Below are 14,369 nucleotides of genomic sequence, written 5' to 3' on the forward strand. Positions count from 1 at the left end.
GCCGAAGCCGATCAATAATCCGCCGGATTCGAACTGAAAGTCACCGGCACACTGACGCTCACGCAGCCGCCCACCGGCAGGACCACGCCCGTGACCGACACTGCGTTGCCGCCGGCCGCGCCGCCGCTGGCCGGGCAGGTGCCGAGCGTGGGGCCGCTGCCGGCGCAGCTCCATGGGCCGCTCAGGGTCACGCCGGGCGGCAGGGGGTCGGTGATGGTGGCGCCGTTGGCCGCGTCCGGTCCGGTCTGGTTGCAGGCGGTGATGACATACGTCGTGCTGCCGCCGGGCGTATACGTGGTGGGTACGTCGGCCTTGCTGATGCGCAGGCTCACCGCGGGGCGCACCACCGGCGTGCTCGGCGGTGTCGGGTCGGGGCACGGCGTGGCGATCGGGCAGTTGGCGTCGCCGCCGCCGCCCACGCGCGCGGTGTTGACCATGTTGCCGGAGGCGGCGAAATCGACGTTGACGGTGAAGCCGAAGGTGGAGCTGGCCGCCGCCGCGATCGCGGTGTTGCTGATGCACGTCAGCGTGTTGGAAGCCGCGGTGCAGGCCCAGTTGGCGGCGTTGGCGCCGCTCAGGGCGACCGTGCCGTCGGGAACGGTGAGGCCGGCCGGCAAGGTGTCGGTGACGGTGAGCTGGCCGATCGTGGCGATGGTGCCGCTGTTGCTGACCGCGATGTTGTAGGTGCCGGTGCTGCCGGCGGTGAACTGGGTCTGTGGCGTGGTCTTGTCGATCGCCAGGTTGATGCAGTCCACCGCGAAATTGACGCTGGCGGTGTTGTTGGTCGGATCGATGTCGCCGAAGCGGTCGGTCGCGGAGAAATCGACGGTGGCGGTATTGGGCACGGTGGCGTTGCACACCGCGTTGTTGGCGACGTTGCCGGTGACGGTGAAGGTCAGCGTGCCGCCGGGCGCGAGCGAATAGCCGCCGGTGAAGCTGAGGTTGCCGGTGCCGGTGGCCGCGGGGCAGGTCGAGCCGGCGCTGGCGGCGCAGGTCCAGGTCGCGCCGGTGACTTGCGCGGGCAGGGCGTCGGCGATGTCCGGCGCGTCGGTGCCGGGAATAGTCGGCGCCTGATTGCCGGCGACGACCGGGTTGATGTCGAGATTGCTGACCACGACGGTGTAGGTCACCGGCTGGCCGCGGCGCACGCGCGGCGCCGAGACGGTCTTGGTGATGCCGACGTTGGCCGGCACCGAGGCGATGAAGTTGCGCACTTCGTGGATGTTGTTGAGGCCGCCGGTCGAGCCGGCGTAGCCCATGCGCAGGTTGGCCGGCGCGGTGTATGGGAAGTTGACGTTGTTGAGCAGCACCGTCGGCGTGGTGCCGTCCAGGCCGAGCGAGACGGTCACGGTGTAGCCCGGCGACGGCGTGTTCGGCAGCAGCGCCACGCGCAGGCGGTCGCCGGTCGGGCGGGTCGTCACGGTGGGCGTGTCGATGCCGCCGGTGACCGCGCCGCTGGAGAGCCAGCGGTTGTTGTCGCTGAGCGGGCCGCGCAACACCACCCGGTCGGCCTGACTGCCGGGGCTGCTGCTGTTGGCCGGACAGCCGCCGACCACGCCGGGCAGCGAGCCGGAGAAGTTGCCGAATTCGTCCAGGCCGATGCCCAGGTAACCGCCGTTGCCGCCGCAATAACCCAGGCTGCCGCCGGGCTGGGCGCCGGCCATGGTGCCGGTGGCGTCGTAGAGGAAGAAGGTGGTGCCGTCGGCGCCGTTGCCGCCCCAGTTGACGTAGTCGAACTCGACGATCACGCCCTGCGAGGACGGGAACGAGCCGCCGGTGTACAGGGCCAAGCCTTGCTGGTTGTTGTTGTTGGTGCTCAGCCGCAGCCAGCCGCTGCCGTTGGCGTCGTTGACGTTGTTGGGGATGGCGCCATAGCCGCCGGTGAGGATGCCGCTGTCGTTGGTGCCGGCGTTGTTGGTGCCGGTGATGGTCCAGCCGGTCTCGGTGTTGTTGCGGAACGGCGAGGTGACCTTGAACTGGGCCTGGGCGCTGGACATGCACAACGCCGCCGCGGCCAGAATCGTAAGTGCCGGAAAGCCGGCACGAAGGCCACGATGCGATATCAACATGTCGATCCCCAACGGACGCCGGCGTCCCCCAATGGACGCGCTCCGGCACGGCATCAACATCGGCCTAAGGGGATGAAATTTGGGTAAAGAGAGTGATTTAAGTGTGCGGATAAATCCCGATCCGGGGGCTGGGTCGCAAATCGGATCGTCCGGGCGGGTGAAAGACGGCGGGTAGTCGCGTCAGAGGCGGTGTGCCGCGAGGTGCCGGGACTCAGCGCTCCAGGTTTTCTGAATTGACGACGGCCCCGCGACCGGCCCGGCTTGGAAGAAGGTTCAGCCCGCCACCGCAGCGGCGGGCAAGAGCGGCCAGCGCCCATGCAGGCGCGCAACCGGCTAGAGCTGCCACAAGCCGTGATCGTTGCCACCCTGAAGATAAATCGCGAAGGTTCCGTGGCCGGGTATCGGCGTGGGCTCGACCGCGACCGTGCCGCCGGCCTGCACCACTGCCGCGACCGCGGCTTCGATGTCCTTCACCAGCCAATACGGCCGGACCACCGGCTCCTCGGTCGTGCGCAGGGGCGCGCGCACGCCCACCAGTCCGCCGCCGGCCATGATCGCGGTCCGCGCATTGCCGAGACCGGCATCGGGCTCGCCGAACTGCACCGCGTTCGCCGCCGCGTAGGCCGCGCATACGGCATCGACGTGCTTGGTCACGATTTCGAGATAGTGGATCTGCATGGCGATGGCTCTCCGGTGGTCGGTGACGGTATCGGTCGCGGCGATGATCCGCGCACTCGAACGGCATAGTCCGCGGACGTTTACAGGAGTGTCCGGCCGCGACCATGGAAGAATTCGGGCGCAATTTCAACGGCCGGCCGCTGCCGCGCGAACTCATCCAGATCCATGCCTTCCAGCAGCATATGCCCGATTTCGCGCAAGGTTCCGCGTTGATCGAACACGACGGATCGGCCTTGACGCCCTGGTCCGCGGGCACGGTTTCTCGCGTCGATGGCTGCCGTTCGCGCGCGCCAACCACGCCGGCGCTGGCTGAATTCATGAATTGGGCGGCGTTCCACTTTTATCGTTTTTAATCAGCGTTTTATGCCGATTTCAGACGGCCTCGGTACATTGCTGCGGCCTCGACACATGCGGTCATGAAACAAAACGCGATCCGACAGCTTCTGTCTCGCAGACCGAGGGCAAAGCATCGCTTTACGTAGGGTCGTCCCGAGATTGTGCGGCCCCGACGGCGCGCGTATTACAGGCGCATCCCCCTCATGACCCAAGGACGCAGGCATGGCCATCCCCGATCTTCCGCCGCCGTCGCCCCCCTCGCCGCCGGTAACGCGCGAACCGGCGCCGCCGACCGTCAAGCAACTGGAAACCGCCACGCCCGAACAGGCGCGCCAGCAGATCGACGCGCTCACGCCCGACGGCCAGAAGGCGCTCAAGACCGAAGTCGACAAACTCCCGGTCGCCGAGCGCGAACATCTCATCAACGGCCTGGCCGAAAAACTCGAAGCGCCGCAACTGACCAAGCTGGAACCGGTGTTCGGCAAGGACTCGGTCAAGCAGGCGGTGGAGTCGCACGCCAGCGCGACCGTGCGCGAGGACTACGCACGGCAGAGCCCCGGCGGCAGCGTCACCCAGAAGGGCAATCAGGTCACGGTTGAAACCAGCGACAACGACGACAACGTGCGCGTCAGCCGCGATGCGCAGACCGGCGATGTCACGGTCAACGTCAACGGTCAGGAACATCGCTACAGCGCTGCGCAGGCCGAGCACATCACCATTCGCACTCACGGCGGCAACGACGTGATCGGCGTGGCGCCGGACATGCAGGTTAACTTCAGCGTCGAAGGCGGCGACGGCAACGACATCATCGCCGGCGGCGCGGGCGCGGACACGCTCGACGGCGGCGCCGGCGACGACCGCATCATCGGCGGTCTCGGCAGCGATCGCATCATCGGCGGCAGCGGCAGCGATAATCTCGGCGATTCCTCCAGCCTGCTGGATATCAGCCTGTTGTCCCGCGGCATCGTGCCGCGCAGCGGCGGCGGCAACGATGTGATCGAAGGCGGCGACGGCATCGACACCATCAAGGCCGGCAGCGGCGACGACACGATCGACGGCGGCGCCGACGACGACAAGATCGATGCCGGCGACGGCCAGGACGTGGTCGCAGGCGGCGCTGGCGACGATCGCATTCAAGGCGGCGCGGGCCACGATCAGATCGACGGCGGCGAGGGCGACGATTACCTCGACGGCTTCACCGGCCACGATCAGCTCAAGGGCGGCGCGGGCGCCGACACCATTTACGGCGGCGAGGGCGACGACAACGTCGATGGCGGCGAAGGCGACGATTACCTCGACGGCTATCTCGGCAACGACAGCATCTCCGGCGGCGACGGCAAGGACGTGCTCTCCGGCGGACAGGGCGAGGACACCCTGTTCGGCGACAAGGGCAACGATGTGATCTACACCGGCGCCGGCCGCGATTTCGTCGGCGACTTCGATGGAACCAACGCGGTCTATTACCAGGGCGAGGACAATCTCTCGGTCAACGACGCCACGCGCAACAACGCCAAGACCGTGACCGTGGAAATCATCGGCGTGCCCGACACGATCCAGATCGAAGGCTCGCCGGAATTCCAGGCGCGCATGCGCGCGGATCTGGAAACCCTGGCCGCCTCGCCGACCGGACAGCAGATGCTCAAGGATCTGGACAAGCAAGGCAACGACGGCGGGTTCCTGTGGTTCGACGACGACAACAAGCTCACCATTCGTGAATTGGACATCGAAAACGGCAAGGGCGGCGGCCGGTCCGGCGGCGACGGTTTCGCCGAGATCAACCCGGCCTTCCATCTCGACGACGACGACGGCCGGGTGCCGCCGATCACCGTGCTGTATCACGAGCTGGCTCACGCGCGCGCGTCGATGAGCGATAACTGGGTGAATGGCCAGTATCACGACAACGCCGATCCGAATCAGTCCGACGACGGCATCGAGAACGCCGAGCGTCAGGCCGTCGGTCTGCCCGTGGATCACGACAACGATCCCAAGACCGCCGCCGTGCCCGCGCCGGACACGCCCGCCGCCCTGACGGAAAATGCGATCCGTGAGGAAATGGGCTATGGTCCGCGCAATGACTATCGCTGATGAGCATGCGCCGATCGCGATGACGACATGCACCGGTATCGATACCGGTTGCGGTAACGCCGATGGCCCGACGCCGCGCCGCGCGCGCGCCGTCGGGCGAGGCGCGCGAGGTTGGGCGATGGCGTTATTGGCGGTGGCGCAGATATTCGCGGCGAGCGCCTGCAGCGCGGGGAAAGCGATGAGCGAGGACGCAGTCGAAATCAGCGCCACGGTACGCGACGCCAATACCCGGCTGGACATCGAATGGTCGCTGCTCAATCGCGGGCAACGGCCGTTGCTGGCGCTGGTCGAACCGCTCAAACACGACGAGTCCGCCGGAAAACAGACCATCTACGTGAGCCGTGGCGAAGACGGCGCGGTCGTGTTCGCGCTGCGCGCGTTCGCCGCCGACGGCGCGGTCGCGGCGCAGGACAGGATCGGCGCCAAACCGCTCGCCCCCGGTCAACGCCTGCAAGGCAAGGCGCACGTCGCCTTGCCGTTGCGCAGCTTCGAACCGTATCGGTCCGCGGCCGATATCGCCACGCCGGCGACCGTGCGCGTATGCATCGGCGTAATCGATGCCGACGCACGGTTTCCGCACAGCACGCGACAAGCCGATGGCGGCGTGGCGACGTATCACGATCCGGCCCTGGTCAAGCTGCAGCGCGTGGTGTGCACCGCGCCGATAGCGATCGAAGGGCGGCGCTGACCGGAGGGATTCCGGCGTACGGCTGAAGCGAGCGTTTCATGTCCGGCCGGCGAGTGGGCTTGGTCGTAACAGCTTCCAAAAGGTCGAAAGACCCACCGAATCTGCACGATCGGCCCCGGTGACCATCGCCGCATATTGGCAGTCTCTGTCGGCACCGACCACGACCAGAAACGAGACCGGTCCACTTTCGAGCAGGCGCCTTCGCCCGTTATCGGCGAGAATTATTCGTGGTTTAGGCCGACGGTCCGCTCGCGTAGAGCCAGTTCGCGGCCCGCGCCTCGAGCCGCTCCTGCATGTCCCGCATCACGATCCGGTGCATCGCCGAGATCGTGAATTCGATGAAGGGGCGCAGCGGCCGGAGCCAGCGCGACTGCAGTTCGTAGCGGGTGAGCATGTGCACCGAGCAAGCGCCGTCGTTGCAGGCGATGACGCTGATGCTGCCGCCCTTGAGGGCGATGCTGCGGCAGTAGCGGATGCTGTGTTCGATAACGTCGAATTCGATGCGCTCTCCCGGGATCACGCCGGTGATCTGCTTGGCGAGGTAGCCGCCGTCGCTGTAGAGGCAGCGCGACGTGTCGCCGACATTGCCGTGGCAGCCGGTCGTGCGCATCGGCACCGGCAGCACGCTGCGCAGGAACAACGAGGGTTTGCGGCGGATGTGTTCGTAGAAGCACACCGTGTTCCACGCGTCTTCGGCGCGGCAGGCGATCCGTCGGGTGGTTTCGGCAGTGCCGTGCGATACCTTCATTGGGGCGGTCTCCTGGAGCAAGTGGGCGGTCAGTGGGTGCGGGCGCTGAAGAAAGCGAAGCAGCCGGTCATCTCGACGGTGCAGTCGCGGAAGCGCGCGGCGAGTTCGTGGCCCAGGCCATCGGCCGTGTCGTCGCGGCAATTAACGACGCGCAGGTCGTTCAAGGCGCGCCAGGCGAGCCGGCGGCGTGGCGTGGCGGCGATGGCGTCGTTGACCAGCGTGAAGCCGAAGATCGTCGCGCCGGGGTTGCAGATCGGCCGCAGGGCATCAAACACCGCAGCTTTCTCGTGCATGTCGCCGGGCAGGCAATGCAGGAGGCCACCGAGGGCCACCGAATCGAACGCGGGGATGCCGACGAGAGGCTGGCGTGCATCGCGCAGGTAGGTCTCGGGACGGTAACGGGACAGCCGCCGGGCGGTGAACGCCAGGCAGTTGGGCTGCAGGTCGATCAGCGCCAGGCGGGGGGCCGGCCCGTCGAATCCGCACCGGTCCAGGCAGTAGCCGGTGCCGACGCCGATGTCGGCGTGGTTGGCCCGCAGGTGCGTGCGGTAATTGGCGATGAAGGCCTCGGCCGGGCACTGCCAGACATGGCGGGCCAACAGGCCGACTATCAGCGGGTCATACAGGCGCAAGCCCAGCCGGGTGTAGGCCTTGATGCCGTCGCGGGCGGCGTAACGGGCGGGGAGAGACATGGGAAGCTCCATCGGCGGGACGATGGAGCAAGGCTGGCGGGCCCGCGCGTGGGCTGGCTTCCGGGCTGATCAGTCCGGAGCAGAACGTTCCAATGCTCCTTTGCCGTCAACGACTTGCCGGGTTCCTGGAAGATCATCCAGGAGCCCGGAGTCCTCTCCCCGGCCCTCTCCTGCCGGAGGGAGGGAGTACGGCATCGTCAGGAGTCCTTTGCGTTCGCCTTGCGGTAGTCGCCGGGGGACTGCCCGGTCACTTCCTTGAAGGCGGCATAGAACGTCGACGACGACTTGAAGCCGGTGTCCATGCCGATCGCGAGGATCGACGCGGTTGGCTCTGCCACGAGCATCAACTTGGCCGCCGCCACCCGGTGCTCGCGCATGTAGCGCGGGAAACTCATGCCCAGCCGCGTGTTCACCAGCTCGGACAACTGGTGGCCGGAGACGCCGAGATCCGCGGCCAGCGTGCTCAGCGTAAGAGCCTCATTCCGGTAGACCTTCGGATCGGCCATCTGCCCGGCCAGCCGGGCGAGCAGGCCGTCGACGTCCACGTCCCGCAGCGTCGACTTGCCGTAGCGCAGCCGCGCCGCTTCGCTGAGGTCGGCGATAAGGTCCGGGTTGGCGATCAGCGCGACAACCATGATCGCGAACGCCGCGCCGATAGCGTTGCAGTAGAAGTGATAGAACCAAGCCTGGTCGATGTAGGGGATGGCGAAGCCGAGCACCAGCACCCCGACGCCGAAGGCGGACATGACGCCGAACCAGAAGAACTCGAAGCGGAACTGCTTGCGCCGGGCGCGCAGACCGTAGACCAGGCGGCCCAGCCACAGCGCGTAGCCCGCGCCGACCGCGAAGAGCATCGGCAGCGACACGTCCAGCCGCGGGATCAGCAGCAGTGCGATCGGCAACAGGTGCAGCAACATCGCCGGCCGGAACGGCTCGTCCGGCAGAAGCGCCCAGCGCCCGAAGAAAAAGAAGGACGTCGGCGCCACGAACAGCGCGGTCCGGTACGCGACGGTGGCCAGCGGCGCCGGCCCGCCGGTGAAATAGAGCAGGTGTCCCAGTTGCAGTGCGACCAGCGCGCCCAGCAGGACGGTGCACGACAGGATCGAGTGGGCCGACTTGCCGGGGATCTCGAGGAACGCCACGTAGGTCAGCCAAAGCACCGCCGCGATGACGATCGAGAAGCCAGCGATGGCGAGGCTGAAGATCTCCATTACCTGGGTGTCGCCTGGGTGGTCAAGGCGAGGACTGTAACCGGAAGGTGGCGGCGGGTCGTCGGTGGGGTGGGGTGGTTCCAGGGTCTACTGGCGGCTGGAATGCAGGATCTTCCAACTCGCGCCCTGATCACTGGAGGCCTGAATTCGAAGGGGCAGGTCGCGAACAGGCGACCATCGGGCATCTGCGAGAGCCGCTCGGCGCCGTCGAATTCGCCAGGCAACTGCGTCCAGTTCGCGCCGTTGTCGGTGCTGCCGAAGAGCTCGGCAGGAGCACCGGGAAACAGGCCGCTGCGCGCCCGCCGCAGGGAACTGGGGACGGAGGTAGTTATTGGTTGTCTCCGGCCATAATTTGCCAAACTTCGGATAGCAGGCGGAACGCGCGGCGGTTGCCGATCTTCTTGCGGGGATGCTTCACGTCGTTGAGCCAGGCGATGTCCTTGTCGCGGTCCAGATCCGCTCACTTAATACCGGTGATCTCTTCCTGGCGCCGTGCGGTCAGGAGAGCGAAGCGGATGATGTCCGCCATGGGGATCTCGGCGCGGATGTCGCGGACTGCAAAGTGCTGGAGCCATGCCTGCTCTTCATTGCCACAGACGCGTCGCTGACGCTCCTTGGACTTGCCGACGACCCGGCAGGTGCGCAGCTCACGTACGGCGGAGGCGGGCGTTTCATGGCCGGCCGGCGAGCGGGGTTTGTCGGAACAGCTTGCGTAAAACCCACCAGATCGGCCCGGGCGATCACCGGCGCATGTCGGCCGTCCGTGCCGGCACCGACCACGATCAGAAACGGGGCCGATTCACTTTCGAGCAGGCGCCTTAGCCCGTTATCGGCGAGAATTAGCCTCCACGCGTCACTCCCGCCTCCATGACCGCTCCCGATCCATCTATCTCCCAGCCGCCGCGTCAGGCCGTGTTCGAGCGCCTGTCGGTGGCCCCCATGATGGACTGGACCGATTCCCACTGCCGCGTCTTCCACCGCGTCCTGGCCCCGCATGCGCGGCTGTATACCGAAATGGTCCACGCCAACGCGGTCATCCACGGCGATCGCGCGCGCTTGCTGGCAATGGACCCGGTCGAGCATCCGGTGGCGCTGCAGCTCGGCGGCAGCGAGCCGGCGTTGCTGGCGCAGGCGGCGCGGATCGGCGCCGAGCGCGGTTTCGATGAGATCAACCTCAATTGCGGCTGCCCCTCCGACCGGGTCCAGGCCGGACGCTTCGGCGCCTGCCTGATGCGCGAACCGGCGCTGGTGGCCGCGTCGGTCGCGGCGATGGTCGCGGCCTGCGACGTGCCGGTGACGGTGAAGTGCCGGCTCGGCGTGGACGACGATCATCGCTTCGAAGGCTTCCTCGCCTTCATCGACGAGGTCGCCGCGGCCGGCTGCGGCATGTTCGTCGTGCACGCCCGCAACGCCTGGCTCAAGGGCCTGTCGCCGAAGGAAAACCGCGAAGTGCCGCCGCTGCGCTACGACTGGGCCTACCGGCTCAAGCGCGAACGTCCGCATTTGCAAGTGATCGTCAACGGCGGCATCGCCACGCCGGAAGAGGCCGCCTCGCACCTGGATCACGCCGACGGCGCGATGCTGGGCCGCGCCGCGTATCACGAGCCCTACGTGCTGCACCGGCTCGATACCGCCTGGTTCGGCGGCGAGTTGCGCAGTCGCGCCGAGCTACTGCGTTCGCTGCGGCCCTACGTGGAAAGCCAGCTCGAACGCGGCGTGTTCCTCAAGCACATGACCCGGCACATGCTCGGCCTGTTTCACGGCGAGCGCGGCGGCCGCGCCTTCCGGCAGGTGCTCAGCGAAGGCGCGCACAAGCCCGGCGCGGACTGGGCGCTGATCGAGCAGGCGCTGGCGGTGACCGAATCCTTCGCCGCGCGCGATGCGGCCTGAGGCCGCGCCCGCAGGCTTGGCGGCGGGCGCGAGCCCGCATTGCGATCGTTGTTTCACTACTGTTGCCGCAACCCCGCCGTCCCACCGCGATCGCCAGGGCCGCCGCGGCGGCGCCTGTCGCCCCTGCGCATGAGCCGAAGCCGATGATCACCCGCGACCTGCCCAGCTTCTTCGACCATGCCCGCACGCTGACCTCGGATTTCGGCCCCGCCACCGCGCGCGCGGCGTTCCTGGTCGCGCCCGACGGCTTCGCCCGCGCCGAGCAGTCGGCCGGCGACAACCGCTACATGGCCCAGGCCGCCGCCTTCGACCCCGGTCGCGCCAGCGCCCAGCACCGCGATCTGCACCGCGCCTTGTCGCTGTCGCTGCCGACGATCTGTTTCGCCGGCGACCCGGACACCCCGGACGCGCTGTTCCCGAACAACGTCTTCGCCACCGGCCGCGGCGACGCCGCCGTCGGCGCGCAACCACGCTACGTGGTCGGGCGCATGCGCCATCCGGTGCGTGAGCGCGAAGCCGGGCGCGAGGACATCCGCGCCTTCTTCGGCGAGGTGCTGGGCTACCCGGAAGTGGACCTGTCCACGCAGCCGCATGCCTGCGAACTCACCGGCGCGCTGGTGATCGACCGTGCCCGCGGCCTGGGCTTCGCCGGCTTGTCGGAGCGCTGCGACGAGCAGGGCGCGCGGCTGATGCACCGCGCCCTGGGCCTGCGCGCGACCCTGATGTTCGAGCTGGCGCCGGGCGAGTACCACACCAACGTGATCCTGGCGGTGCTGGCCGGGCGCGCCGCGCTGGTATGCCCGGGCGGATTCGCCGATCCGGCCGTGGCCGAGGCCATCGCCGGGTTCTACGCGCCCAACGGCATCGTTCTGTCGGCGGCCGAACATGCGGCCTTCGTCGCCAATTCGATCGCTTTATCGACCTATGGCCTGTGGATGAGCGCCGCCGCCGGGCGGGCGCTGAGCGAGCCCACGCGCGCGGCGCTGGCCCGCGCCGGGTTCGCGGTGTCCACGGTCGAGCTCGACGCCATCGAGGCCGGCGGCGGCTCGCTGCGCTGCTGCGTCGGCGAGATCTTTTGAGGGACCCATCGCCTCGGCGGCCGCGGTCGCAACGTGTGACCGGGGTCCGGCCGGCCTGAATGGCGGCTGGGATGAGGCGGAAAAGTTCAGATCGGATTCACCGCAACGTTTCGAAAATGCCTGCACGCTGCAACTTCGCCACATTATTGTTCCGCTGGGGTCATCCTAGAACGTCATGAGCATCCGGTCCGCCCGCGTCCTGTCGTTGTTGCTGCTTGTCGCCTGCGCGGCGGCGGCCGGCGGCGCCTGGGCGCAGCACGACGACGGCGGCCGCCCCTGGCGCGGCCACGAGCGCCGCGAGGACCGCAGCTCGCTGTCCAACTCGGTCCGCCGGTTCGAGCGCGAAAGCGGCGGCGGCCAGGTGCTCAGCGCCGAACGCATCCCTTTCGACGGTCGCGACGTAAACCGGGTCAAGGTGGTGGACTCCACCGGCCGGGTCAAGATCTATATGGACGACCCGCAGCAGCGGGGACGCCGCGACGACGACCGTCCTACACGCCGCGAAGACAACGACAACGACTAACCTTCGCACCGACAGTCCACAAAACGATCCTGTCGGGCTGCATATCATCAAGGGAGTGCCCATGCGAATTCTGCTGGTCGAAGACGAAGCGCCGTTGCGCGAGACCCTGGCCGCGCGCCTGAAGCGCGAGGGCTTCGCGGTCGATGCCGCGCAAGACGGCGAGGAAGGCCTGTACATGGGCCGCGAGGTGCCGTTCGACCTGGGTATCATCGATCTGGGCCTGCCGAAGATGTCCGGCATGGAACTGATCAAGGCCCTGCGCGATGAGGGCAAGAAATTCCCGGTGCTGATCCTCACCGCGCGCTCGAGCTGGCAGGACAAGGTCGAAGGCCTCAAGCAGGGCGCCGACGATTACCTGGTCAAGCCCTTCCACGTCGAAGAACTGCTCGCCCGCCTCAACGCGCTGGTCCGCCGCGCCGCCGGCTGGAGCAAGCCCACCCTGGAATGCGGCCCGGTGATGCTGGATCTGGCCGCGCAGACGGTCAGCGTCAACGGCGGCAACGTCGATCTGACCAGCTATGAGTACAAGGTGCTGGAGTACCTGATGATGCACGCCGGCGAGCTGGTCTCGAAGGCCGACCTCACCGAGCACATCTACCAGCAGGACTTCGACCGCGACTCCAACGTGCTGGAAGTCTTCATCGGCCGTCTGCGCAAGAAGCTCGACCCGGACGGCGCGCTCAAGCCGATCGAGACCGTGCGCGGCCGCGGCTACCGTTTCGCCATCCCGCGCAGCGGCGACTGAGCCTCGGCCGTCGCCGCCGATGAGGTTTGACAGCGTTCGCGCGGCGGCGATCTACTAGGCCGCATCCCCCCGCGGCGAGCGTTTTCCAGGAGTTCCACCGATCCATGAGGCCCGCGCCTCCCACCGATGCGGGCCGGACGGCCCGCCCGACGCCATGAGCTGGGGACAGCCCCGGTCGTTGCGCGCGCGCCAGTTGCTGGCCGCCAGCCTCGGCCTGCTCGCGTTCCTGGCCCTGGCCGGCGTCGCGCTGGACCGCGCCTTCCTGGAAACCGCGGAAAACAACCTGCGCCAGCGCCTGACCAGTTACGCGCTGGCCTACGCCGCCGACACCGATTTCGGCCGCGGCGGCGAAATCATCCCGCCCTACGACCCGCCCGATCCGCGCTTCGACCGGCCCGGCAGCGGCTTGTACGCCGAAGTGATCCTGCCCAACGACCACTGGGACTCGGTCTCGGCCCAAGGCCCGGTGCTGCCCGACGGCGGCATGCTCAAGCCGACGCAGGAAACCTTCGACGGCCCGCTGCCGCTGACCGAGATCAGCGGCCGTTCCGGCGAGGCTTACCGCTACGGCCGCGGCCTGATCTGGAGCGTGGACGGCGATTCCAAGTCCGAGTTCCAGTACACGATCTACATCCTCGAAGACACCAGCGCGCTGCGCCATCAGGTCGCGGTGTTCCGCCAGGCGCTGTGGCGCTATCTGGGCGGCGCCGGCGTGATCCTGCTGTTGCTGCAGGCCTTGATCATGCAGTGGAGCCTGCGTCCGCTGAAGCGCGTGATCGAGGAACTCAAGCGCGTGCAGCGCGGCTTGGCCTCGCGCATGAGCGAGCGTCACCCGCGCGAGCTGGAGCCGCTGACCGAGAGCATCAACGCTTTCATCGAGAGCGAGCGCGAAAACCTCGACCGCCAGCGCAACACCCTGGCCGATCTCGCCCACAGCCTGAAAACCCCGCTGGCGGTGCTGCGCGCGCGCCTGGACGATCAGAACGGCCCGGTGCCGATCGATCCGGAGCTGCGCGAAGACGTCGATATCCAGCTGCGGCGCATGAACGATCTGGTGTCTTACCAGCTCGCGCGCGCGGCCTCCGGCGGTCACGCCTTGTTCGCCGCGCCCGTGGCGATCGAGCCGCATGCGGAAGAGATCGTGCGCGGCCTGGAGAAGGTCTACGCGCCCAAGGGCATCCTGTGCGAATTCGACCTGGCCGACGGCGTGCAATTCCACGGCGAGCCGGGCGATCTGCAGGAACTGCTCGGCAACCTGCTGGAGAATGCGTTCAAGTGGGCGAACTCGCGGGTGCTGCTGACGGTGAAGCCCGGCGAAGTCGCGGCTAACCGCCGTCCCGGCCTGCTGCTGGCGGTGGACGACGACGGCCCGGGCATCGCTCCGGAGAAAGTCGCCTCGATCCTGCAGCGCGGCGTGCGCGGCGATGAGCGCGTGCAGGGTCACGGCATCGGTCTGGCGATCGTGCAGGACTTGGTGCGCGGTTACCGCGGCACTTTGGATGTCACGCCGTCGCAGGAACTGGGTGGCACGCGGTTCGAAGTGAAGTTGCCGCCGGGGTTGTAAGAACCTCTGCGCGCTGGCGCTGCCTTTGTGGGAGGGGCTTCAGCCCCGATGCTTTTCTCTC

13 protein-coding genes are annotated in these 14,369 nt (G+C 67.8%); 7 read left to right on the top strand and 6 right to left on the bottom strand.

From position 1 onward, the window contains the following. Positions 1 to 11: 11 nt before the first annotated feature. The 3 genes from AB4Y92_RS21850 to AB4Y92_RS21860 all read right to left on the bottom strand — a co-directional run bounded on the left by AB4Y92_RS21850 (position 12) and on the right by AB4Y92_RS21860 (position 2,968). The gene (locus AB4Y92_RS21850) at positions 12 to 1,997 is read right to left on the bottom strand and encodes a DUF7933 domain-containing protein (protein WP_441821574.1); all 1,986 of its coding nucleotides are present in this window, start codon (positions 1,995 to 1,997) and stop codon (positions 12 to 14) included. Between the two features lie 405 nt (positions 1,998 to 2,402). Further along, a complete protein-coding gene (locus AB4Y92_RS21855; protein WP_441821575.1) occupies positions 2,403 to 2,747 on the bottom strand; it encodes a hydroxylase in 345 nt (114 codons plus the stop codon). 80 nt (positions 2,748 to 2,827) lie between these two features. Continuing rightward, entirely contained in the window at positions 2,828 to 2,968 is a 141-nt protein-coding gene (locus AB4Y92_RS21860; RefSeq protein ID WP_441821576.1) for a hypothetical protein, read from the bottom strand. Positions 2,969 to 3,305: 337 nt separating this feature from the next. Between AB4Y92_RS21860 and AB4Y92_RS21865 the strand changes: the two genes are divergently transcribed. Beyond that, a complete protein-coding gene (locus AB4Y92_RS21865; protein WP_441821577.1) occupies positions 3,306 to 5,168 on the top strand; it encodes a M91 family zinc metallopeptidase in 1,863 nt (620 codons plus the stop codon). 178 nt (positions 5,169 to 5,346) lie between these two features. Next, positions 5,347 to 5,856 (top strand): hypothetical protein, encoded by a 510-nt coding sequence (locus AB4Y92_RS21870; RefSeq protein ID WP_441821578.1) that lies wholly within the window; start codon positions 5,347 to 5,349, stop codon positions 5,854 to 5,856. Positions 5,857 to 6,088: 232 nt separating this feature from the next. Here the strand turns inward: AB4Y92_RS21870 and AB4Y92_RS21875 are convergent, their stop codons facing one another. From AB4Y92_RS21875 to AB4Y92_RS21885, 3 genes are all read right to left on the bottom strand, one after another. Then, positions 6,089 to 6,625, bottom strand: coding sequence for a hypothetical protein (locus AB4Y92_RS21875; RefSeq protein WP_441821579.1), 537 nt, complete (start codon positions 6,623 to 6,625; stop codon positions 6,089 to 6,091). An 8-nt stretch (positions 6,626 to 6,633) separates the two neighbouring features. Continuing rightward, complete coding sequence (locus AB4Y92_RS21880; RefSeq protein WP_441821580.1) at positions 6,634 to 7,296, bottom strand: class I SAM-dependent methyltransferase; 663 nt, start codon at positions 7,294 to 7,296, stop codon at positions 6,634 to 6,636. 197 nt (positions 7,297 to 7,493) lie between these two features. After that, positions 7,494 to 8,507: a helix-turn-helix domain-containing protein gene (locus AB4Y92_RS21885; RefSeq protein ID WP_441821581.1), complete on the bottom strand. Its 1,014-nt coding sequence runs from the start codon at positions 8,505 to 8,507 to the stop codon at positions 7,494 to 7,496. Positions 8,508 to 9,374: 867 nt separating this feature from the next. Here AB4Y92_RS21885 and dusA point away from each other — a divergent pair. The 5 genes from dusA to AB4Y92_RS21910 all read left to right on the top strand — a co-directional run bounded on the left by dusA (position 9,375) and on the right by AB4Y92_RS21910 (position 14,308). Further along, positions 9,375 to 10,397, top strand: coding sequence for a tRNA dihydrouridine(20/20a) synthase DusA (gene dusA / locus AB4Y92_RS21890; RefSeq protein ID WP_441821582.1), 1,023 nt, complete (start codon positions 9,375 to 9,377; stop codon positions 10,395 to 10,397). Positions 10,398 to 10,540: 143 nt separating this feature from the next. After that, a complete protein-coding gene (locus AB4Y92_RS21895; RefSeq protein ID WP_441821583.1) occupies positions 10,541 to 11,476 on the top strand; it encodes an arginine deiminase-related protein in 936 nt (311 codons plus the stop codon). 175 nt (positions 11,477 to 11,651) lie between these two features. Continuing rightward, complete coding sequence (locus AB4Y92_RS21900; RefSeq protein ID WP_057944274.1) at positions 11,652 to 11,999, top strand: hypothetical protein; 348 nt, start codon at positions 11,652 to 11,654, stop codon at positions 11,997 to 11,999. Between the two features lie 61 nt (positions 12,000 to 12,060). Further along, complete coding sequence (locus AB4Y92_RS21905; protein ID WP_031372686.1) at positions 12,061 to 12,744, top strand: response regulator transcription factor; 684 nt, start codon at positions 12,061 to 12,063, stop codon at positions 12,742 to 12,744. Between the two features lie 154 nt (positions 12,745 to 12,898). After that, positions 12,899 to 14,308, top strand: coding sequence for an ATP-binding protein (locus tag AB4Y92_RS21910; RefSeq protein WP_057944273.1), 1,410 nt, complete (start codon positions 12,899 to 12,901; stop codon positions 14,306 to 14,308). Positions 14,309 to 14,369: the final 61 nt, after the last annotated feature.

The sequence above is a fragment of the Lysobacter sp. TAB13 genome (assembly GCF_052113885.1).
Classification (GTDB): Bacteria; Pseudomonadota; Gammaproteobacteria; order Xanthomonadales; family Xanthomonadaceae; genus Lysobacter; species Lysobacter gummosus.

Excerpts from the sequence above, each read along its gene's own strand:
- AB4Y92_RS21850 (WP_441821574.1), bottom strand. The coding sequence starts at position 1,997 with ATGTCCAGCGCCCAGGCCCAGTTCAAGGTCACCTCGCCGTTCCGCAAC.
- AB4Y92_RS21855 (WP_441821575.1), bottom strand. The coding sequence starts at position 2,747 with ATGCAGATCCACTATCTCGAAATCGTGACCAAGCACGTCGATGCCGTA.
- AB4Y92_RS21865 (WP_441821577.1), top strand. The coding sequence starts at position 3,306 with ATGGCCATCCCCGATCTTCCGCCGCCGTCGCCCCCCTCGCCGCCGGTA.
- AB4Y92_RS21870 (WP_441821578.1), top strand. The coding sequence starts at position 5,347 with ATGAGCGAGGACGCAGTCGAAATCAGCGCCACGGTACGCGACGCCAAT.
- AB4Y92_RS21880 (WP_441821580.1), bottom strand. The coding sequence starts at position 7,296 with ATGTCTCTCCCCGCCCGTTACGCCGCCCGCGACGGCATCAAGGCCTAC.
- AB4Y92_RS21885 (WP_441821581.1), bottom strand. The coding sequence starts at position 8,507 with ATGGAGATCTTCAGCCTCGCCATCGCTGGCTTCTCGATCGTCATCGCG.
- dusA (WP_441821582.1), top strand. The coding sequence starts at position 9,375 with ATGACCGCTCCCGATCCATCTATCTCCCAGCCGCCGCGTCAGGCCGTG.
- AB4Y92_RS21895 (WP_441821583.1), top strand. The coding sequence starts at position 10,541 with ATGATCACCCGCGACCTGCCCAGCTTCTTCGACCATGCCCGCACGCTG.
- AB4Y92_RS21900 (WP_057944274.1), top strand. The coding sequence starts at position 11,652 with ATGAGCATCCGGTCCGCCCGCGTCCTGTCGTTGTTGCTGCTTGTCGCC.
- AB4Y92_RS21905 (WP_031372686.1), top strand. The coding sequence starts at position 12,061 with ATGCGAATTCTGCTGGTCGAAGACGAAGCGCCGTTGCGCGAGACCCTG.
- AB4Y92_RS21910 (WP_057944273.1), top strand. The coding sequence starts at position 12,899 with ATGAGCTGGGGACAGCCCCGGTCGTTGCGCGCGCGCCAGTTGCTGGCC.